Annotated in this window: 16 protein-coding genes; 11 read left to right on the forward strand and 5 right to left on the reverse strand. The window is 59.7% G+C overall.

The features are described from left to right. Positions 1-14: 14 nt before the first annotated feature. From ACJMKZ_RS16560 to ACJMKZ_RS16600, 9 genes are read left to right on the forward strand one after another with little or no spacing between them, the layout of a single operon-like run. Positions 15-956 carry an XrtA system polysaccharide deacetylase gene (locus ACJMKZ_RS16560; RefSeq protein ID WP_405234329.1) on the forward strand — a complete coding sequence of 314 codons (942 nt, stop codon included), beginning with the start codon at positions 15-17 and terminating at the stop codon, positions 954-956. Further along, the gene (locus tag ACJMKZ_RS16565; protein ID WP_405234330.1) at positions 956-2,035 is read left to right on the forward strand and encodes a FemAB family XrtA/PEP-CTERM system-associated protein; all 1,080 of its coding nucleotides are present in this window, start codon (positions 956-958) and stop codon (positions 2,033-2,035) included. The genes ACJMKZ_RS16560 and ACJMKZ_RS16565 overlap by 1 nt, the downstream gene beginning before the upstream one ends. Further along, positions 2,032-3,258, forward strand: a complete 1,227-nt coding sequence (locus ACJMKZ_RS16570) for a TIGR03087 family PEP-CTERM/XrtA system glycosyltransferase (protein ID WP_405234331.1) — start codon at positions 2,032-2,034, stop codon at positions 3,256-3,258. The genes ACJMKZ_RS16565 and ACJMKZ_RS16570 overlap by 4 nt, the downstream gene beginning before the upstream one ends. After that, on the forward strand, positions 3,242-4,834 hold the full coding sequence (gene xrtA, locus ACJMKZ_RS16575) for an exosortase A (RefSeq protein ID WP_405234332.1): 1,593 nt from the start codon (positions 3,242-3,244) through the stop codon (positions 4,832-4,834). The genes ACJMKZ_RS16570 and xrtA overlap by 17 nt, the downstream gene beginning before the upstream one ends. 3 nt (positions 4,835-4,837) lie before the next feature. After that, a complete protein-coding gene (locus tag ACJMKZ_RS16580; RefSeq protein ID WP_405234333.1) occupies positions 4,838-5,989 on the forward strand; it encodes a TIGR03088 family PEP-CTERM/XrtA system glycosyltransferase in 1,152 nt (383 codons plus the stop codon). A gap of 9 nt (positions 5,990-5,998) precedes the next feature. Continuing rightward, entirely contained in the window at positions 5,999-7,927 is a 1,929-nt protein-coding gene (locus ACJMKZ_RS16585) for an XrtA/PEP-CTERM system amidotransferase (RefSeq protein ID WP_405234334.1), read from the forward strand. Positions 7,928-7,933: 6 nt separating this feature from the next. Then, positions 7,934-8,914 carry a sulfotransferase family protein gene (locus tag ACJMKZ_RS16590; RefSeq protein WP_405234335.1) on the forward strand — a complete coding sequence of 327 codons (981 nt, stop codon included), beginning with the start codon at positions 7,934-7,936 and terminating at the stop codon, positions 8,912-8,914. Positions 8,915-8,929: 15 nt separating this feature from the next. Next, the gene (locus ACJMKZ_RS16595; protein WP_405234336.1) at positions 8,930-10,108 is read left to right on the forward strand and encodes a glycosyltransferase; all 1,179 of its coding nucleotides are present in this window, start codon (positions 8,930-8,932) and stop codon (positions 10,106-10,108) included. Then, positions 10,105-11,274: a glycosyltransferase family 4 protein gene (locus ACJMKZ_RS16600; RefSeq protein ID WP_405234337.1), complete on the forward strand. Its 1,170-nt coding sequence runs from the start codon at positions 10,105-10,107 to the stop codon at positions 11,272-11,274. Before ACJMKZ_RS16595 ends, ACJMKZ_RS16600 begins: the two co-directional genes overlap by 4 nt. A gap of 13 nt (positions 11,275-11,287) precedes the next feature. Here the strand turns inward: ACJMKZ_RS16600 and ACJMKZ_RS16605 are convergent, their stop codons facing one another. From ACJMKZ_RS16605 to ACJMKZ_RS16615, 3 genes are read right to left on the reverse strand one after another with little or no spacing between them, the layout of a single operon-like run. Further along, positions 11,288-12,139 (reverse strand): hydrolase 1, exosortase A system-associated, encoded by an 852-nt coding sequence (locus tag ACJMKZ_RS16605; RefSeq protein WP_405234338.1) that lies wholly within the window; start codon positions 12,137-12,139, stop codon positions 11,288-11,290. Beyond that, the gene (locus ACJMKZ_RS16610; RefSeq protein WP_405234339.1) at positions 12,136-12,972 is read right to left on the reverse strand and encodes a hydrolase 2, exosortase A system-associated; all 837 of its coding nucleotides are present in this window, start codon (positions 12,970-12,972) and stop codon (positions 12,136-12,138) included. Before ACJMKZ_RS16610 ends, ACJMKZ_RS16605 begins: the two co-directional genes overlap by 4 nt. Continuing rightward, complete coding sequence (locus ACJMKZ_RS16615; RefSeq protein ID WP_405234340.1) at positions 12,969-13,223, reverse strand: phosphopantetheine-binding protein; 255 nt, start codon at positions 13,221-13,223, stop codon at positions 12,969-12,971. Before ACJMKZ_RS16615 ends, ACJMKZ_RS16610 begins: the two co-directional genes overlap by 4 nt. Before the next feature lie 145 nt (positions 13,224-13,368). On the opposite strand from ACJMKZ_RS16615, the gene ACJMKZ_RS16620 reads away from it, so the two are divergent. Beyond that, positions 13,369-14,595 carry a glycosyltransferase gene (locus ACJMKZ_RS16620; protein ID WP_405234341.1) on the forward strand — a complete coding sequence of 409 codons (1,227 nt, stop codon included), beginning with the start codon at positions 13,369-13,371 and terminating at the stop codon, positions 14,593-14,595. 28 nt (positions 14,596-14,623) lie between these two features. Here the strand turns inward: ACJMKZ_RS16620 and ACJMKZ_RS16625 are convergent, their stop codons facing one another. Both ACJMKZ_RS16625 and ACJMKZ_RS16630 read right to left on the reverse strand, forming a co-directional pair. Next, complete coding sequence (locus tag ACJMKZ_RS16625; protein ID WP_405234342.1) at positions 14,624-15,580, reverse strand: polysaccharide deacetylase family protein; 957 nt, start codon at positions 15,578-15,580, stop codon at positions 14,624-14,626. A 20-nt stretch (positions 15,581-15,600) separates the two neighbouring features. After that, positions 15,601-16,905, reverse strand: coding sequence for a putative O-glycosylation ligase, exosortase A system-associated (locus ACJMKZ_RS16630; protein WP_405234343.1), 1,305 nt, complete (start codon positions 16,903-16,905; stop codon positions 15,601-15,603). Positions 16,906-17,102: 197 nt separating this feature from the next. Between ACJMKZ_RS16630 and ACJMKZ_RS16635 the strand changes: the two genes are divergently transcribed. Continuing rightward, positions 17,103-18,914 carry an asparagine synthetase B family protein gene (locus ACJMKZ_RS16635; protein ID WP_405234344.1) on the forward strand — a complete coding sequence of 604 codons (1,812 nt, stop codon included), beginning with the start codon at positions 17,103-17,105 and terminating at the stop codon, positions 18,912-18,914. The last annotated feature ends 1,587 nt before the right edge of the window (positions 18,915-20,501 follow it).

Below are 20,501 nucleotides of genomic sequence, written 5' to 3' on the forward strand. Positions count from 1 at the left end.
ATTGCCAATACCCCGTGAGTGCGCAGTCACAACCGTCCGTCGCGGCCGACGTTGCCGTGGAGCAAAGCCGATACGAAGCGGAATTTCCCGCCGTTGGCCGTCGTTGGGTGCCCGTCAAGGACGATCTGGCAAACGCACTGACCTGCGACGTGGAGGATTATTTCCAGGTTTCGGCCTTCGAGCACCTCGTGCCGAAATCGGCCTGGGGTGAGCATGAGTGCCGCATCCCCCGCAATGTCGACCGTGCGCTTCAACTGTATGACGATGCCGACGTCAAGGGGACATTCTTTACGCTCGGCTGGGTCGCCGAGCACTTCCCGGAAGTCGTTCGCCGCATCGCGGATGCGGGCCACGAGGTGGCGAGCCACGGCATGCAGCACGTCCGCGTCTGGGATCAGAATGCCGAGGATTTCCGCGCCGATATCTCGCGGACGAAGAAACTCCTGGAGGATGTGACCGGACAGCCCGTACTCGGTTACCGTGCCGCCAGCTGGTCTCTCGACCGCCGCACGCCCTGGGCCCATCAGATCATGGCGGAAGAGGGCTACCGTTACAGTTCGAGTATCTACCCGATCGCGCACGACCATTACGGGCTGCCGGATGCTCCCGTCTGGCCCTTCTACGTGCGCGGGTGCGGACTGCTCGAGATACCGGCAAGCGCACCGAGGCTGCTCGGGCGTAATCTGCCGGCGGCCGGCGGCGGTTACTTTCGACTGCTGCCGCTCGCGGTTTCGCGCTGGCTGGTCAACCGGGTACGCAACGCCAACCGGATTCCGGCCATCTTCTATTTCCACCCGTGGGAGCTGGATCCGGATCAGCCGCGGATGCCAGGCATCACGCTGAAGACCCGCTTCCGCCACTATCTGAATCTCCATCGTTTCGAGGGCCGACTGGTCCGGCTGCTGAAAGAGTTGCCGTGGGACCGTATGGACAAAATCTATCTGGAGGCAGTCTGATGTCGGCGCAGGGGCAGCGGATCGCCGACGCCGACGCCGACTCCGCGCCGGCCGCCCTTTCCGCGGTGCGGGAACTCTCCCCCGTCGACTATTCGAGATGGGACGCCTTCGTGCAGGCCCATCCCGAGGCCACGTTCTACCATCTCAGCGGCTGGAAAGAGGTCATCGGAGGCTATCTCCGCCACCCTACCCGCTATCTGTACGTGGAGCGCGACGGGCAGATGGAGGGCGTACTCCCGCTCGCCCGGGTGAAGAGCTGGTTGTTCGGCGATGCGTTGATCTCACTGCCGTTCCTGGTCTATGGCGGACCGGTGAGCCGCAGCCCGGAGGCCACCCGCCGCCTGATCGAGCATGCTGCCGCGCTTGCCGACGAGATGGGCGTGGACTACCTCGAGCTCCGGAATCGGCATCCGCTGACCGACTGGCCGCGCAAGGAACGCTACGTGACCTTCCGCAAGGAGATCGACCCGGATCCTGAGGTCAACCTCAAGGCCATCCCCAGGAAACAGCGGGCGATGGTGCGCAAAGGGATCAAGGCCGGCCTCGAGGCGGAGATCGATGGCTCCGCGGACCGGCTCTACGACGTGCTGAGCGAGTGCAAGCGCAACCTCGGTACGCCATTCTTCGCCGGCAGCTATCTCCAGAAGGTGGCGGACACCTTCGGCGACGACTGCGAGATTCTGACGATCACGCGGGACGGCGAGCCCGTCGCCAGCGTGATGAGCTTCCGGTTCCGGGACGAGGTTCTCCCCTATTACGGCGGCGGCATTGCCAGCGCCAGGGACGTCGCCGGAAACGACTTCCTCTACTGGAAAGTCATGGAGCGGGCTGCGCTGGAAGGGATCCGTGTTTTCGATTACGGGCGCAGTCAGAAGGACACGGGTCCCTACCGATTCAAGAAGCACTGGGGATTCGAGCCGGAACCGCTGAGCTACGAATACCACCTCGTGAAAGCCCGGCAGGTCCCGCAGCTCGACCCGTCCAACAAGCGCTATCAGCGGCTGATCCGTGCGTGGACACGGCTTCCGTTACCGGTGGCCCGTCTCATCGGTCCGCCCCTCGCACGGCGACTGGGATGAGCGATGTCATCCTGCTGGTGCACCGTATCCCCTTCCCCCCGGACAAGGGGGACAAGATACGCTCATGGCATCTACTGAGGCATCTGGCGCGCGAACATCGTGTGCATCTCGGCGCCTTTGTAGACGACCCCGCAGATAACCGGTATCGCTCTGAATTGGAGGCCTGCTGCGAGGCAGTGTTCCTCCGTCCCGTGGGCGGATGGCGATCGCGCCTCGGTGCGCTCGCCGCCCTGAGCCATGGCCGGTCGCTGGGCGTGGGCTACTACGCCGATGACGAGATGAGGGACTGGGTGTCCGGCGTGCTGGCCAGCCGAGACATACGGTCAGTCATCGCCTTCTCTTCCACCATGGCGCAATATCTGCCGCTCACCGACCCGGGATCCTCGACTCTCATCGCCGATTTCGTCGACGTCGACTCCGACAAGTGGCGGCAGTACGTCGAAGAGAGCTCGTGGCCCCGGCGTTGGCTCTATCAGTACGAGGCACGGGCTCTGGCACGCTGGGAGGCCGGCGTCCTCGACCAGGTCGATGCGGTCTGTGTGGTGAGCCAAGCGGAGAGCGAGATCGTCCCTGGCCGCCACGCCGGGAACCGGGACAAGATCGCCGTCCTCCCGAATGGTGTCGACTACGACTTCTTCGATCCCGAAGCCGCCTGGTCGGACCCGTTCGACGGAAACAGCCGGGCCCTGGTGTTTACCGGAGCAATGGACTATTACGCCAACGTGGACGGTGTCTGCTGGTTCGCCGACGGGGTCTGGGATGCCGTGCGCAGTGAGCATCCAGATGCCGAGTTCTACATCGTTGGCAGCAAGCCGACCGCGGCCGTGTCGGCACTCGCAGGTCGGCCGGGCATCACCGTCACCGGACGCGTCCCCGACGTGAGGCCCTACCTCGCACATGCGGCGGCGGTGGTGGCTCCGCTCCGACTGGCTCGCGGCGTGCAGAACAAGGTCCTCGAGGCGCTGTCCATGAACCGCCCGGTCATCGCGACGACGCAGGCACTGCGAGGGCTGGACGGCATGCCGCCGCGCTCTGCGGTTGCCGCCAGTTCGGCAGAAGATTTCGCTCGCGAGGTGATCGAGCGGCTGAATTCTCCATCGGCGGTTTCAGATTCCGCCGGCAGAGAATTCGTTCGCTCGCGTTACGACTGGACGCGCAATCTGGCGCAACTCGGCCGCTGGATTCCGGCCGACAGCGAGGTGCGGGATGGGACGGTCGGATAGCCTGCAGGGGATGCCGGCCGCATCGGCCGTGCCGATGCGTCTCCTGTTGATCGGGGGACTGTTGCTCGCATTGCTCGTGCTGCATCACCAGACGTTCGCATCGATGGTGCGGAGTTGGCTGGGCGATTCCACCTACACCCATGGGTTTGCCATACCGCTGATCGCGTTATTCTTCGCGTGGCAGCGGCGTGAGGATGCAGCGGCCGCGGACACTCGCGTCTGGTGGCCGGGATTCGTCCTCATAGCCGGACTTTCCGGACTCTGGACCGTAGCGACGATAGTCAACGTGCAAGTGGTCGCACAGCTCGCGTCTATCGGTCTGATAAGCGCGGTCGTGCTCACGCTCGCCGGGCCGCCAGTCGCCGCCGTCTTGGCGCTGCCGCTTCTGTACCTGCTGTTCGCCGTACCGTTCGGTGAGGGTATCGTGCCCCTGCTGATGGAGTGGACCGCGGATTTTACGGTTGGCGCGCTGCACCTGGTCGGCATTCCGGTTATCCGCGACGGTATGCACTTCAGTATCCCCAGCGGCAATTTCGAAGTGGCGAAGGCCTGCAGCGGCGTACGCTATCTGCTGGCGTCGGCTGCTGCGGGGGTCGCGTTCGCTTTCCTGACCTATGACAGCGGCAAGAAACGGCTGGTTTTCATACTGGCGGCACTCGTGGTACCGATCGTGGCCAATGGCTTGCGCGCTTTCGGTATCGTGCTCATCGCACACTACAGCGACCTCGCGCTGGCCACCGGCATCGACCACTTTATCTACGGCTGGGTCTTCTTTGGAGTCATCATTCTCCTGCTATTCATCGTCGGGGCGCGTTATGCGGACAGCTTGCCGGATTCCGGAGCGTCCGGAGTCGCCGGGGCGCGCCGGGTACTGCCCGATTCTTCCGACGGCCCGACTCCGCTCGTGGGTGCCGGTATTCTGGCGATAGTGCTCATCGCGGCAGGACCCGCACTCATCCAGTATCGCAGTGTTTCGGTACCGGACCCTGCGCTGGCGCTGCCGGATATCTCGGGCCCGACCTCGGAATGGGAGGGGCCGTCGCCACCTGACGAGGCGTGGCGACTCGGCTACCGGGGCGCTGCCGATGAGTTGGCAGCGGCCTATCGACACGGCCAGAGCGGTCGAACGGTCGAGCTGCGGCTGGCCGGCTACGGGCTGCAGCAACAGGGTGCCGAGCTGATCAACGCGACGAACCGCGTCGTGGACGGCGACGAATGGCAGATTCAGAATCTCGGCAGAACAGCTTCGCCAGTCGGTTCGATGCCCGGAGTCCGAGTCGTCAGAGCCCGACACGGCTCCGACAGCTATCTGATCTGGTACTGGTATCAGCAGGGGGAGCAGCAGACGACGAGCAACTACAAAGCCAAGTTGCTGGAGGCCCTTGCAATCGCCCGCCCTTCAGCCGCGTCCATCGTGGCCATCGGTGCGCGGGAAGCCGGCGGTAATACGGAGGAGGTCCTCCGGACGTTTCTGAGAGACGTCGATGACTCTCTGCAGCGCTGTGCCGCGGGCGCCGCCGTCGGCGACAATGACTGTACGCTGCCGGAATCGCCGGTATACCGGATCTCGGATTGACCCGTGTTCCGGCCGACACAAATCGTCCACATCATCTACCGTCTCGATTTCGGCGGGATGGAGAACGGGCTGGTCAATCTGATCAACGGGCTGCCCGCGGACAGGTTCCGCCACGCGATCCTGTGCCTGACCGAGGCGACCGACTTTCGACAGCGAATCCGCTCAGACAACGTAGAGATCATCGAGTGCCGAAAGCCGCCCGGCAATCACCTGCCGACTTACTGGCGCATCTTCAGGGAGTTGCGCCGGCTGCGGCCCGATATTGTGCATACCCGGAATCTCGGCACGCTCGACCTGAACTGGGTCGCCCTGCTTGCCGGGTGCCGGCACCGTATCCATGGCGAGCACGGCTGGTCGCCCGAGGATCCACGCGGGCTGTCAAGAAAGAACCGACTGCTCAGACGACTCTGCAACCCGGCCGTCGGCCGTTACGTAGCAGTCTCGCAGGATATCGCACGCTGGCTTGTCGATGTGATCGGTATCGCAGCATCCAAGGTCGAGACCATACACAATGGCGTACAGATCGAACGATTCACGCCTCCGGACGATTGCAGCGGGAAGGCAGCGGAGGATACCGGGAACGACGGCACTCTTGTGTTCGGCACTGTCGGCCGCCAGGAGCCCATCAAGGGCCTTGACGTGTTCCTGTATGCGTTGGCGGATCTGCTGGAGGAGCGAGCCGGATACGGGCAGCGCATCCGTGTGGTGATGGCCGGCGACGGGCCGGATCATCAGGCCTTGCGGCGGCTGCGGAACAAACTCGGTCTGGGGATGGTTGAGTTGCCAGGTGCCACTACGGATGTGCCCAAACTCCTCCGTGAGTTGGACTTCTTCGTACAGCCGTCGCTGAACGAGGGTATTTCGAACACGGTGCTTGAGGCAATGGCGAGCGGTTTGGCAACAATTGCGACGAATGTCGGTGGCAACCCGGAGCTGATCCGGGATGGCGAGGAGGGGCAATTGATCCGTCCGAACGACCGAAGAGCGCTGCGAGATGCTTTGGCACGGTACCTCGAGGATCGCGATCTGCGGCAACGACAGGGGCGGGCAGCGAGGAGGCGGGCGGAAAGTGAGTTCTCACTTGCGGCGATGATCGACAATTACCAAAACCTTTACGCTGGCATCGTCGGTGCTCGGCGCACGGTCCTGGCCTGAGAGACTCTTATGTGTGGCATTACCGGCATCTTCGATCTGGACGGGCGACGGGGGATTAACCGGAATCTCCTGGAGGCAATGAACCGATCTCAGGCCCACAGAGGCCCGGACGGTGAAGGCTACCACCTCGAGCCGGGGGTGGGACTAGGCCACCGACGGCTGTCGATCATCGATCTGGAGGGTGGCCATCAGCCGCTCTTCAACGAGGATGGGAGTGTAGCCGTTACTTACAACGGCGAAATATACAATTTCCTGGAGGTGCGCAAGGAACTCGAAGCAAAGGGACACGTGTTCAAGACCCGCTGCGACACCGAGATCATCGTCCACGGCTGGGAGGAATGGGGCGAGGCTTGCGTCGAGCGCTTCAACGGCATGTTCGCTTTCGGTGTGTGGGACCGCAATCGGGACTGCATGTTCCTGGGACGCGACCGCATCGGCATTAAGCCGCTCTACTACGCGGTTACATCGGACAGCTTTCTGATCTTCGCCACTGAACTGAAGGCACTAATGCTGCACCCGGGGTTTGATCGGACCTTGAGCCAGCAAGCCATTGAGGACTATTTCGCTTTCGGCTACGTTCCGGATCCGAAAACGATATTTAAGCGGGGGAACAAACTCCCTCCGGGTCATACGCTTACCGTGCGACGCGGCCAACCGGTACCGCAGCCACGACAATACTGGGATGTGGAGTTCTCAACGGACGGACCCGCTGATCCGGATCTACTGGATCGAGAATTGATCGAGCGGCTGAGTGCGAGTATTGACCGGCGACTCATCGCGGAAGTGCCGCTCGGCGCTTTCCTGTCCGGTGGCGTCGATTCCAGCGCGGTTGTAGCGCTGATGGCGCAACAGGACAAAGAGCCCGTGAATACGTGCTCGATATCGTTTGGAGATCCGGCCTACAACGAGAGCCGCTTCGCCGAGCAAGTAGCCCGGCGTTACCACACGCGTCATAAAGTTCGGCAGGTCGATCCTGCGGATTACTCCCTGCTGGAGGCTCTGCCACGACTCTACGACGAGCCGTTTGCAGACAGCTCCGCTATCCCGACCTACCGCGTGTGTGAATTGGCCCGCGAGTCCGTGACCGTGGCGCTTTCCGGTGACGGCGGCGATGAGAACTTCCTCGGCTACCGCCGGTATCGTTGGCACGCCTATGAGGAGCGGGTTCGCCGGCTACTGCCTCAAGCCATACGGGGACCTGTCTTCGGCGCCCTCGGTAGCGTGTACCCGAAAATCGATTGGGCGCCGAAGATTCTGCGCGCCAAGTCTACGTTGCAGGCCTTGTCCCGAGACAGTCTGGAGGCCTACTTCAGGAGCGTCTCCATTTTTCCCTCCGAGCTTCGTCAACGGCTCTTCTCAGGGGACTTCACCGGAGAGTTGGAAGGTTACCATGCCCTGGAGGTGTTCCGAAATCACGCCAAGGGGCAGCATTCTCTGGATCCATTGCAGCTCGTCCAATACCTCGACTTCAAGACCTATTTGCCCGGGGATATTCTCACAAAGGTGGATAGAGCCAGTATGGCCCACAGTCTGGAAGTGAGGGTGCCGTTGCTGGAGCACCAACTGGTGGAGTGGATAGCTACGCTACCGACTTCCCAGAAGCTGGCTGGGCGTGAGGGCAAACTCTGCTTCAAGCGTGCACTAAAGCCTCATCTTCCCCATGACATCATGTATAGGGAGAAGATGGGATTTGCGGTGCCGATCTCGTCCTGGTTCAGGAAAGAGCTTGCTGAAACACTGAAGGCAACGATCCGAGGCGACCGTCTGCGGGATAGCGGGATATTTGACGTGGCCTTTCTTGAACGGATCATGCAAGAACATCAGTCGGGTGCCCGGGAACATTCCGCGATCCTGTGGGCGCTCTCCATGTTCGACGGGTTTCTCGCGACGCTCGAGTCGCAGCCCGCTGGCGTTCGCGACTTACATCGTAGCGCTTAGCAGACGATGAACGCTCGACTCATCCTGCTTTTCGGTCTGCCCCGGTCAGGTACGACCTGGCTGGGGAAGATCTTCGACAGCCATCCGAGGACGCTCTACCGCCATGAGCCGGATAGCGTGGACCGCCTGGACCTCCCGCTGCTGATCGAGAGTCTTCCGGCCGATTCGGTCGAGACGCTGCGTGACTATTGTCGCGGGATCAGGTCGAATCGGGCACTTAAGGTCGTCGGGAAGTCGCCGGTCTTCCGGAAGGACTATCTCGGTTGGCATTCCCTGGCGCGCTACCGATTGGGCGTTGCGCTTTCTCGTGTTGCCAGCCGGGCTGGCTTTCAGTGGCCAGTTCCGGGTACGCCAACTGCGGCCAATGGAGAGTCCAGTGTCGTATGGAAGTCCATAGAGTCGCTCGGGCGTCTGGGCGCGATCATGGGCGTGTTGCCGGACGCCCGTGCATTGCATATAGTCCGGCACCCTTGTGGATTCGTCGCCTCTGTCGAGAGGGGAGAGACGCGCAACAGGTTCGATGACAACTCCGGTGCGAGCGAGGACTACCGGCTGCTCGAAATGCTGCTTGAGACCAAGGCAGGGCAGGAATGGGGAGTTTCGATGGCGGACCTCCGCGCCATGTATCCGGAAGAGCGTCTGGCATGGCGCTGGGCAGTTTTTAATGACAAGGCAATGGACGAGACGCAGTCGCTGCCGAATGTGATGCGTGTGGCGTACGAGAGATTGTGTGAATCGCCCATGGAAGTGTCTGCAGAACTTCTGGAGTTTGCGGGCCTGGATTGGTCGCCGCAGGTGGAACGCTTCGTCCAGGCGAGCACGTCCGGAGCCGGAGAATCCTCCTATTACAGCGTTTTCAAGAATCCACGCCAGGCGGCCTGGAGCTGGGAGCAGACGCTCGAGCAGACACGGATCGAGCGCATCATCAGGATTGCCGCCCGGTCCCGTACATGGCAAGGCCTCGGTATTGGCGAACTATCAGGGTAATAGTCCTGAGTACCCATGCGCATCCTGACTTTCTCCACCCTGTTCCCGAACCGTGAGATGCCACACCATGGCATATTTGTCGCGGAACGACTCCGACATGTGTTGGAGACTGGTGCGGTGGATGCGGCCGTCCTGGCCCCGATACCCTGGTTCCCGTTGACCGGTGAGGGATTCGGTCAGTACGGTGCGTTTGCGCGCGTTTCGCCGGAGGAATCATTCGAGGGGTGCGTAGTCGATCATCCCAGATACCCGTTGATCCCGAAGCTGGGTATGAGTTCGGCGCCGTTGTTCCTGGCGCTGGCGAGCCTGCTGGCAATTCGTCGGAGATTCGGCGATCTCGAGGATTTCGACCTGATCGATGCGCATTACTTCTATCCGGATGGCGTGGCTGCAGTACTTCTTGGCCACTGGTTGAACAAGCCGGTTGTCATCACCGGTCGCGGTACCGACCTGAATCTGATACCCCAGTACCGGATTCCACTTAAGTGGATACGGTGGGCTTCTGAACGTGCGAACCGGATGGTCACGGTCAGCGATGCACTGGCTCACCGATTGGTGGAACTCGGCGCTCCCGCCGATCGGGTTCGGACGCTGCGTAACGGTGTCGACCTCGAGAGATTCCGGCCACTCGAGCGCGATTCTCTGCGCCGTCGATTAGGGTTCTCAGGTCGGACACTCCTGTCGGTTGGGCTTCTCATCGAACGGAAAGGGCATCACCACGTCATCGAGAGCCTCAGAGCCCTCAAGGACTGCAATCTCGTGATCGTGGGTACGGGTCCGGAAGAGGGCGAACTCAGGCGGCTCTCGGAACAGCGAGAGGTAAGCGATCGTGTCACGTTCACGGGCGGCCTGGACCACCAGACTCTCGCCGAGTACTACAATGCCGCGGATTGTCTCGTTCTCTGCTCGAGTCGAGAGGGGATGCCGAACGTTGTCCTGGAAAGCCTTGCTTGCGGCACTCCGGTCGCCGGGACGGCCGTGTGGGGAACCCCCGAGGTCCTGAACGCGCCGGAAGCCGGCGTATTGATCCATGAACAGTCGGCGGCCGGGGTCGTCAAGGCGGTCAGACGCCTTCTTTCGGCGTATCCGGACCGCGCGGACACTCGGCGCCATGCCGAGAAGTTCAATTGGGACGCGACGACAGCGGGGCAGCTCGACGTTTTCTCGCAAGCCATCGCCGAGGGCAGGCGGTGAAATTGCTCTACCACCACAGGATTGCTTCCAAGGACGGTCAATTCGTTCACGTAGAGGAGCTCATTAGTGCGCTCCGCTCACAGGGAGTCGAGGTTGTGATCGTGGGACCACGGGGCACGGGCACTGCGGGTTTCGGAGGGGAAAACAGGGTCGTAGCCCGGCTCAAGAAGCTACTGCCGGATTTCTGCTATGAACTCCTGGAATTCGGCTACGCGCTCGTCGCATTCGTGAAGCTCGGCAGGGCCGTGCGACAACATCGCCCCGACGGCATCTACGAGCGCTACAACCTGTTCCAGCCAGCCGGCATATGGATCTCGAAAGTGTATGGTCTGCCACTGCTGTCCGAGGTCAATGCGCCGCTTGCGGAAGAACGTGCACGGTACAGCGGGCTTGCATTGGTCAAGTTGGCGGCCTGGAGCGAGAGATACGTCTGGAGGAACGCCGCTGTGGTACTGCCGGTAACGGAGGTTCTGGCAGCGAAAATCCGGGCGGCAGGGGTCCCGCGGGATCGAATTCGCGTGGTGCCGAATGGTGTCAATGCACTACGGTACCGTACCCTACCGGATCCCGAGGAGGTGAAGAGGACACTGGGTCTGAGCGGCCGCCAGGTGTTGGGATTTACCGGTTTCATGCGTGAATGGCATGGTCTCGAGCGTGTTGTGGAGTTGGTTGCCCGCGATACGTCTGGAAGACGCTGCGCGTTGCTGGTGGGTGACGGGCCGGTGAGGAACTCCCTGGAGAGATACGCGGCGCACCTCGGTGTGTCTGATCGGGTACGCATAACCGGCGTTGTCGAGCACGAAAAGGTCTCTGAGTTCGTGGCAGCATTCGACGTCGCGCTACAGCCTTCCGTTGTTTCCTATGCCTCGCCATTGAAGCTTTTTGATTACATGGCGCAAGGGAAGGCAATAGTTGCGCCGAACACGGCGAACATCAAAGAAGTGCTCGACGACGGTGTCAGTGCCAAGTTATTTGCGCCGGAGGACCCACGGGAATTTCTGATTGCCGCGGAGGAGCTTCTGGAGGATCCGGGAGCGAGGGCGCGACTTGGGGATGCGGCAAGAAAAGTGCTCTGGAGCAAGCCATATACGTGGCAGGAGAATGCCAGGCGTATCCAGCAGTTGATCGAAGCGCTGTTGAACGCCACAGCGACGGCCGAGACTTGATCTGCTGGCGAGGTTACCGGTCGAGCAACCAGTCCCTTGTGGTTTCGGCCGCCAGAGCGGCGTCCTTCGGATCGGAAAACGTATGATCTGCCTTCGGCATTCGACGTACAGTAGCCCTCGAAAGGACGGGCGTCCAGGACTCGTCCCCTTTGATCAGATCTTCGAATTCACGCGCGACGAAATCTCTTCCGCTCAGTAGAATCAGTATACGCGTCGGCCTCTCCGCCAGGCTTTCTCGGAGTCGATCGGGCAGTGGCAAATTCTCCATTGCGAGTGCTTCCTCGCCCGTGGTCCTGGTATTGACCGCGCTCCTCAATAGCTGCCAGGCATCTCCCAGAGACCGACCAACGCTGAAGTCGCCCTGTCGTAATTTCCTCCAAAAGGCAGCGGAGGCTAATCGCTTGATGTAGTAGTGCTTGAGATAGGCCCGGGCCTCGCCATGTTCCGTGTGGACCCACGGGTTCAGAAGCACCAATCCGGAGATCCGTGGCTCTCCGGCAGCACAGAAGGCAGATGCAGTGGCGCCGTCGCAGAGTCCCCAGAGGACGACATTGCGGACCGAGGGACAGCGCTCCAGCAATCCCTCAACGGCGGCAGCGATATCGTCGGATACATTCGTGAATTCCCGTGGCGTCCCCTCTGAATCCCCCATTCCACGATAGTCGAATCGGAGACATGGGATGCCCGCGTCCGCGAGAGTACGGGAGAGATGAACAAACTGGCGATGGCTGCCGACTCGGTACTGAGGGCCGCCGACCACGACGACGACGCCGGCATCGCAGACGCTGCGTTCCGGCTGCGCGAGGATCCCGACAAGGCGGTCACCATGGCACTCGAAAAGTATCGCGCGTTCGGTGTAGTTCATCTGGCGAGCCGCCGCGTTTGACGTACAGAGGCATCCACCAGGGAGGGGATCGTCTCGATCTCCGTCGTCCGCCAGAATCCGGGTCCGGCTATTTGTTCCGACAGCACATCGGATCCAGCGTTTGCCCATGTTCGAACTGCCTTTTCCAATGCCGGAGGAGGCGCCGAATTCGCATTCGGAACGACGTTGAGTACGATCAGGGTTGCGTCATGGTGGCCGGGAGGGACGAATCGCGCTTCGGCTAGCCCATTGGCAAGGTCCGGATGCAGCGTATAACCGGCAACCGTAACTGGTTTGCCGGCCGAAAGGTCTGCCTTGAGGGCGGACACGGAGCCTCGGGCTTCCCGCGCGTCCAGCATTTCGGCAGCGGCGCGCAAACGCAGGAACTGGGTAAGATATTGCTCGCCATTGGTTACCGGTTGCCACATTAACAAGGGCAGAGAATCTTCTTGCTGTTGCAGCCACGCGGACGCGAGCAGGGCGCCCGCCCGCAAGCCCCACAGGACGATGGGTCCGTTCGAGCGTTGTCGAAGCCACTCACACCAGAACGAGACATCATCTATCCAGCCTGCCCAGGTGGCCTCGCCGGATTCTCCGTCGCTGTCACCGCAACCGAACAGGTCGAACCGCAGCACATGCCAACCTTCCTGCGCAAGGGCTCGCGCGGTGAGTGAAGCCATGCGACGGCTCTTGTTCATCTCCTCTGCGAAAGGGGGCAGAAACAGGATACCCCCACGAGATTCTGTCCGAGGTCGGCTTGCGATCGCGAAACGGCGTCCCCGACCAGTATCGGCAAAAAAGGGATCGCAGACAACTTGCTGTGATGTGATCACGCCTCTTCGAGTTTGCTTTCCACAAAGCGCACGAGTGAACCCACTGTTTCAAACACAGCGGCATCCAGTTCGTCGTCCTCCACTGTGATGTCGAAGCGCTCCTCCAGAGACGTGACGACCGTTATCACAGCCATCGAGTCCAGTTCCGGCACCGCCCCGAGCAACTGCGTCTCTCGCGTGAATTTTGCGCTGCGACCCTGCAAGCTCAACGCCTCGTCCAGCGTGGACAGTACTTCCTGCTCCGCATTCAACGGCCATCTCCTCTTCAGAACGGCAATTATGCCAATTTGATTGCCCGGCACTTGGACAGTTTACGAAATCTGTGATAATCCGCTGTGCTGGAATTCACACTAGATTCAATGCCCTCGCGTCTCGGTAGGGCCCAGGAGTTTGCTCGTGCCACGCGTCCTCATGGTCGCCTATCATTTCCCGCCCCACTCCGGGACCAGTGGCGTGCAAAGAGCGCTTCGTTTCTCGTCCTACCTGCCGGACTTTGGTTGGGACCCTATCGTACTGACAGCGCATCCCGGCGTCTACGATCATCGTAGCCCCGACTTATTGGCAGAAGTGCGGGACGACATGCCAGTGATCAGGGCTCCGGCACTCGATGCGCGCAAGCATCTCGCCATTGCAGGGCGTTATCCGGCAGTCTTCGCGCGACCGGATCGATGGCGCTCGTGGTGGTGGGGCGCGGTTCCGGCCGGCCTGATCGCCATCAGACGATTCAAGCCCGATGCCATCTGGTCGACCTATCCGATTGCGACGGCACACCGGATTTCGTGCACCTTGGCCCGACTTACCCGGCTGCCGCTGGTGGCGGATTTTCGGGATCCTATGGCTCAGGAAGGCTATCCAAGCGATCCCGCTACCTGGAGGAGCTTCGAACGCATCGAACGCCGGACCGTCGGCCTGGCTGCCCGCTCGGTGTTCACCACGCCCGGCGCCAGGGAATCTTATCGGAGGCGTTATCCCGCCCAGGCGGAGAGGTTCGAAGTCATCGAGAATGGCTACGATGAGAAGGCGTTCGAAGATGCTCCATATTCGGAATCTCCATTGACTCCCCGGAAGATGACGCTGCTGCACAGCGGCGTCATCTACCCTGCTGAACGAGATCCAAACGAACTCTTCGCCGCGATTGCGATGCTGAAGAAAGAAACCCCGGAGCTGTTTGGCAGGCTGCTCGTGCGATTCAGAGCATCCATGGCCGACCGGTTGCTGTACGAGTTGGCTGAGCGTTACGACGTAAGCACTGCCGTGGAAATTTGCGGGGCCATGCCTTATCGCGAAGCGCTCGGCGAAATGCAAGCGGCAGATGGTCTCCTGATTCTGCAGGCCAGCAGCTGCAACGAACAGATTCCTGCAAAATTCTATGAGTACCTGCGTGCACGTCGCCCACTCATTCTGCTGAGTGACTCTGCGGGCGATACGGCGCATGTAGCGCGCCAGGCCGGCATTGACGATATGGCATCCTTGCACGATCGGCACGAGATCTTTTTATTGCTCAAGCGCTTCCTTAACGAAGACAAGCAGTTACTGCCATCGGATGATGCGATAGCGGCCGCCTCTCGTTACGCCCGTACGAAAGAACTAGCCTCTGTTCTCGACAAAGCGATCGGCAAATAGGCAAGTCTCGGTTTTAGACTTGCTGCTGTTACCCACGGAGATTCTGGGCCAACCTGAGCCCGAACCTGTGTCTCTTCCTGTCCCAGGGCGTGAAACGGCGAAGCTGGAAGATGTCATCTCTCGCGCTTGATGCGCCGGGTGCGGTCGAAACGGCGGCTTGGAAGTCCAGGCTCTCCACGAGCCGGGCCTGGGAGGTGGTGTAGTCTGTCCCGGGCTTACCGTTGGGGTAGGCAAACAGCCGTACCGGCTCGCCAATCACGCCCTCCAGATAGTCCCGGCTGTCACTAATCTGCCGGCGGGCTTCGTTCTCGTCACATAGTCGCAATATCGGATGATCGACTGTATGTGCCCCGATCAACATACCCGCTTCGTGAAGCCTCCGCACGCCGGAATCGTCCATCATGAGATCGCGCGGAAGGTGTACGTTGCACTGCTCGGTGATCGCCGTAGTCAATTCTTCGCGTTCGTCGTGATTCCGATACTTCAAATGCGCGATCAACTGTCGTATCGCCTCACGCTTTTCAGAGGGGGTCCTTACGGGGAGGATGCCTGCTCCCACACCTGATGCGTTCAATTGCGGTTTCGACATCCCCCTTACCGACTCGATAATTGTATCGTTCCACATTCGTCCTGTTCCGAGGTACCCGGTGGCGATGAAGAACGTCGCGGTCGCGCCGTGTCGCGTCAAAATCGGTAGGGCGTTTGTCACGTTGTCCCTGTATCCATCATCGAAAGTGATGCATGCTGCTCGCGCTGGAAGAACTCCACGATTCAGCTGATCTACAGCCCCGGACAAAGGCAGGATAGAGAACCACTGCGACAGCCACGATATGATTCGTTCGAAGCGTGTTGCGTCAATCTCATTCGGGAACAGAGGGTCCGGCGAGGACAGTACCCGATGGAATATCAGAATCGTGAGGCGGGATCGCGGACCTGCCGGTGAGAGGGCGCCCAATAGGGCGCGGATCATCGGATCGTAGTACATTGCGTCGTCCCCAAACGCCGTCATCCGTGGGTTGGCACTCGGCTCTGTCTCCCTCGGACGGCCGTAGTTTTCGGTGCGACGACTTCGCTGGTCTGGTCGAGTACCAAGCGGCGCGCAAGGACGACCATCACCATCAGGTTGTACGGGAGATCGAAATAGGACAGGGACAAAAATGCGCCCCCCACCGCGAACCCCACCAGGCTGACCTGTACCATGCTCCCTAGCATTGCAGCCCACTCGGTTTCGGGACTGCCGCGGGCGTTCTTTCTCAACCACCCGGCCGTCCTATAGCTGGAAACCCAGAGTCCGAGGTACAGGAATAACCCAACAAACCCGTGGTTGCCGAGGATCTGGAAATATATGCTGTGGGCGGCCCGGACTTTCGTCTCGTATACGCCGAATCGTTCGAAGAGCTCCGCATGTTGATATGACATTCCGCCACCGAACGGATAGGCCTTGGCTGTCTCCCAGGCGACGATCCATGCGTTGATGCGGCCCATTGCTGACGCGTCTTGTTCGAAGTTCTGAATCGTCTCCATTCGATCCCACCATTGATCCGGCAGGAACGGAATGTAGACCGTGATCATCACGACTATCAATATTCCGGTGAGAAGCTTGTGAGGCGAGCGCCACCAGAGAAAGCCGCCCATGGCGATCAAGGCCAGGAGTGCGCCCCGTGAGTGACTACCGAGAGAGCAAATAGCGCAGAGGGCCATGGTGACAAGGAGCGCATAACGGATTGAGTTACGAGGCGTGATGGTATAGAGAAAATAGACCATCGGCACGATAATGATCGTCGCGAGTGCGAAGTGATTGTTGTCAGCGATGAACGACTGCGGTGGTCCCCACACGAGATAGTTACCGCCGGTGAGAAGCGTAAAGACCCCGCCCTTGAGAGCGAGTAATGCGAGGGAGGCGGTGGTCACCCAGGCGAACGCCATCACGCGAAACTTGTCCACCAACAGGGCAAGCGCCACAAATGTCATCGCGAAGACCTTTATGGCGCGATCCCAGTTCCAGTAGTCACCGGCCGGGTCGAGTCCGAGTAACCACGTGATTGTCATCCAAACCGAGAATGCGGCGAGCCACCACACGGGTTTTCCCTGGAAAGGGGATTGCCGCTCGCTGGTGAACAGAAGTCCCAAAAGAGTCGATCCGGCGGCCATAGCGGCCAACGGCGCCGAGTAGGCAAGCCCCCACGCGTAGCGGTGCGGGTTCATGATGGAGAGCCAGGTCCATAACATTACGCCGACCCACGGGCGCCTTAGGGCCGTGATGGCGGCACCGATTACGATGGCCAGAATGAGCAGGTCGCGTATGGGCATGGTCCGAGCTGTTTAATCCCAGGCGGTACGCAGTTTCGCGCCAGATTATGGCCGGAAAAGGCTCTCGGTGCACGAGTTGTACTGAGGAATTGTGACCGAGTCGCGGTGCCAGTGCCGCCGATATACGTGATCTCAGTCGCACGATGCGATGGGCGGGTATGACATACTTCGTTATTGGTTGAGGGAGAATCTCACTGATGTCACAGCGCTCGGCCCTCGCGGGGGCGATTGGACAGAATGCGGCAAAGCTGGTCGCGGCCCGCACTGGGTCGGCAGAGCCCGTGGCACGAACGGACGATGGTATTGTCGTCGTAGAGGACGTCCGATGTGCTACGAATGAGGAATCGGTCCTTGGTGTCTTTGGCCATCCTCGGCTGGGGCTCGCACTTGGTGATGTTGGGACGGACACGTATCAGCGCATCCGCGAGTGGCGATCTGCGCTATTCGGCCGCACCTGTGATCTCGACGAGTGCGTATCCGGCCACTTCGCGGTTTTCTTCTGCGACGTCCAATCGCGTCGATTGGCACTTTGCACGGATCGATTCGGCAGCTATGCGGTGTATTATCGTCTTGTAGGCGACGGAATCGCTTTTGCGAACCGCGCTGATCTTCTTTTTGACGCCAAGCCTGCAATATCCTCCCAGGCCATTTTCGATTATCTCTATTTCCACTGTCTGCCGGCTCCGGGCACAGTTCATGAGGATGTACATCGCCTGGAGTCGGGAAGCATACTTCGATGGGAAAGGGGGTCACTAAAGGTCGAGCGATACTGGCGCCGCCAACCGACAGGACCACGTTATCGAGATTTTGGCGAGGCACGTCGAGACTTCCATAGCCTGTTGCGGCAGGCAATTGAAAGAGAATCCCCGGACGCCGACACCGGAGCGTTCCTCTCGGGAGGTACGGATAGTTCGACGGTAGTCGGGCTGCTCTGTGAGCGATCTGACCGGAAGATAAAGTCCTTTTCAATCGGATTCGATGTGCCGGGTTACGACGAGGCTGAGTACGCACGCTTGGCCTCCCGGCATTTCGGTAGTCAGCACCGGGAATACTATGTGACACCGGACGACCTGGTAGCCCGGCTTCCTGCGGTCGCAGCTCGCCTTGATCAGCCTTTTGGAAATTCGTCGATGCTCCCGGCGATGATCTGTGCTGAGAGGGCCCGGGACGACGGCGTCACGAAACTGCTGGCTGGGGACGGTGGCGACGAGTTATTCGGTGGTAATACGCGTTACGCCAAACAGAAAGTATTTGATTGGTATCGGAAAGTCCCGAGGATTCTCCGGCGCGGCTTAATAGAGCCCGTGACGGCGATTAGCTTGGCGAATCGTCTGCCGATCTTGCGCAAGTTGAAGAGCTATGTGGAGCAGGCGCGCATGCCGATGCCGGATCGGATGGAGACATACAATTTGCTCGAGCGGGAAGGGGCCGAGGCCATCCTCTGTGCAGAATGGCTGGCCGCGGCGGATCCGGATTACCCGCGTCGCTTGCAGAGTCAGGTATGGGACGAGCTTGCGGCTAACGATTTAGTCGATCGCATGCTGGAATTTGATTGGAAATTTACTTTGGCGGACAACGACCTGCGCAAGGTGCGTTATGCTGCTGCGTTCGCGTCTGTGGAGGTGGGGTTTCCGCTGCTTGATGACGACTTAGCAGAATTCTCCCTGCGCCTTCGCCCCGAATGGAAGGTCCGCGGCACAAATATTCGCTGGTTCTTTAAGGAGGCGCTCAGGGATTTTCTTCCCCACGAGATTATTCACAAGACAAAGCATGGGTTTGGACTGCCTTTCGGGAACTGGGTGTGTAAGCATGAATCACTGCGAAAGGTCACAGTGTCATCCGTCTACGGCCTTGCGGACCGCGAAGTCGTCAAAGGCGACTATGTTAAATCGCTATTTGAAGACCTACTGCCACGTCACCCCTACTACTATGGAGAATTGGTGTGGGTTCTAATGATGTTGGAACTGTGGCTGCAAGCGCATATGCCGAATGGTACGCGTAGTCCCTAACCGGCATGGTAACGAGTAGCCGTACCGGCGATGTGCTGCAAGTACCTGCATGCCTTAATCACCGGCTAGTGTTTCGCGTCGGGTAGCACTAGGTCTGGTATGTTCGCCGCTCGGCATGATATGTGAACGTATGGTGCACAAGTTGAGAGTAAAATTTGGGCTTTAAAGACTGAAATAAAGACAGCGCTCCCGACCAATTTCGCTCCCATTCGCAAATGAGCGCGTAGCGAATCGGGTGCGAGGGTTGACACTCGGCTAAAGCACCACAGTTTGCCGCTCGCCCTCAGATAGCATAGCGCGTCGACCCATATTTTAAGAAAGGCCGCCGTATCTCTATAAGCAGGTGAGATAAATAGGTCATAGTCCCAAACGCACGTGTGCTTATTAGGTAATACGTACCGACAGCGCACTTCGTCTTCAGCATAGCTGCAATCTTGAAGCCAAATGAATCCGACAAATTGACGATCCCGAAAGGCCCCAAGGCAGCATGAACCTTGTCTGTAGCGCGCTCTAATGATGTCAATAGGTCTCGGTACAGCAAGTGCGGTTACTTCCTTCAGAGACAACATTCGAGTCTCAACAGTGCGACCCAACCGTCGTGGAGTGGGTATGTTCACATCAGTCGGGAGCGCGAGAAAGCGATACCTGACGAGATTGACTGTTCCTCCCAACATCCGGGCAGAGAGCCGATTGAGTAGGTACAGCAGACCGTCCGGTATTCCGTACGTTCTGAAGGCGGAGACGAATACGTTGGTCATGGAACAGCGATGGGTGAGTCTCTGTAAAAGGCTATTAAGATTATGGCTGATACAGTTATATGTAAACTCTGTGTTACTAGCACATTCGACGATGCGCGTCGTCCGCGGTTACGCTGGCGCTTTTGACCAAGCGAGAGTGGGGTCCTGGAGTCATCACGACCTCAGAAGTACAGAACGTCGTCTATACTACCCTATGTGTACAATCGCAGGTCACTCCAACCTGTTAATGTCTAATATAAAGTGTAGACGCGATGCTCTCATTGCGTACTGCAATGGGATGACACCGTGGCATGGTTGATGAGACTGGGGAAGTCTGTTGCCGATCTGACTGAGGGCGGGCAATCTGGCTCACTGGTGCACACAATGCTACGCAAAGACTCGTTGGTGCGGTGGACTTGCGGCAATCGCGGTGACTGCATGCGACAACGAAAACTCTGTCTCTATTGCAGTTCGCACGGAACGAATAGGTAAGTTTGGTTGGGAGTGCAAACTGGCGGGAAGTGCGCTTCGTGAAGTGTGATTTGGTCGCATGATGGGGAGCAGCTGCGTTGGTATTTTTAGCGTTCAGGTGGATGCTGCCGGTTTCTCTGCAGTTGCTCTCGCATTCGAAAATGCAAGTTAGGATATTCGGCGATATTCATGTATGCCCTTCTGGTTCCGGTCATCTTTAGTGTCATCTAGGAGAACGCGGGGAGTCGGGCCGCCTTTTGACGTGAGGTGTGCAAGCGACCAAGTTATGGAGCCATCCGGACTCCCGCCTTTTGTGCGTTGGCGATCATGTAGTAGTTAGCAAACATTGCGTGAAAAGCCCTTTACCCAGGGATGCGCG

This window comes from Lentisalinibacter salinarum (assembly GCF_040706555.1).
GTDB classification, from domain to species: domain Bacteria; phylum Pseudomonadota; class Gammaproteobacteria; order Steroidobacterales; family Woeseiaceae; genus Lentisalinibacter; species Lentisalinibacter salinarum.

Excerpts from the sequence above, each read along its gene's own strand:
- xrtA (WP_405234332.1), top strand. The coding sequence starts at position 3,242 with ATGGGACGGTCGGATAGCCTGCAGGGGATGCCGGCCGCATCGGCCGTG.
- ACJMKZ_RS16565 (WP_405234330.1), top strand. The coding sequence starts at position 956 with ATGTCGGCGCAGGGGCAGCGGATCGCCGACGCCGACGCCGACTCCGCG.
- ACJMKZ_RS16635 (WP_405234344.1), top strand. The coding sequence starts at position 17,103 with ATGTCACAGCGCTCGGCCCTCGCGGGGGCGATTGGACAGAATGCGGCA.
- ACJMKZ_RS16595 (WP_405234336.1), top strand. The coding sequence starts at position 8,930 with ATGCGCATCCTGACTTTCTCCACCCTGTTCCCGAACCGTGAGATGCCA.
- ACJMKZ_RS16585 (WP_405234334.1), top strand. The coding sequence starts at position 5,999 with ATGTGTGGCATTACCGGCATCTTCGATCTGGACGGGCGACGGGGGATT.
- ACJMKZ_RS16625 (WP_405234342.1), bottom strand. The coding sequence starts at position 15,580 with ATGTACTACGATCCGATGATCCGCGCCCTATTGGGCGCCCTCTCACCG.
- ACJMKZ_RS16570 (WP_405234331.1), top strand. The coding sequence starts at position 2,032 with ATGAGCGATGTCATCCTGCTGGTGCACCGTATCCCCTTCCCCCCGGAC.
- ACJMKZ_RS16605 (WP_405234338.1), bottom strand. The coding sequence starts at position 12,139 with ATGAACTACACCGAACGCGCGATACTTTTCGAGTGCCATGGTGACCGC.
- ACJMKZ_RS16590 (WP_405234335.1), top strand. The coding sequence starts at position 7,934 with ATGAACGCTCGACTCATCCTGCTTTTCGGTCTGCCCCGGTCAGGTACG.
- ACJMKZ_RS16630 (WP_405234343.1), bottom strand. The coding sequence starts at position 16,905 with ATGCCCATACGCGACCTGCTCATTCTGGCCATCGTAATCGGTGCCGCC.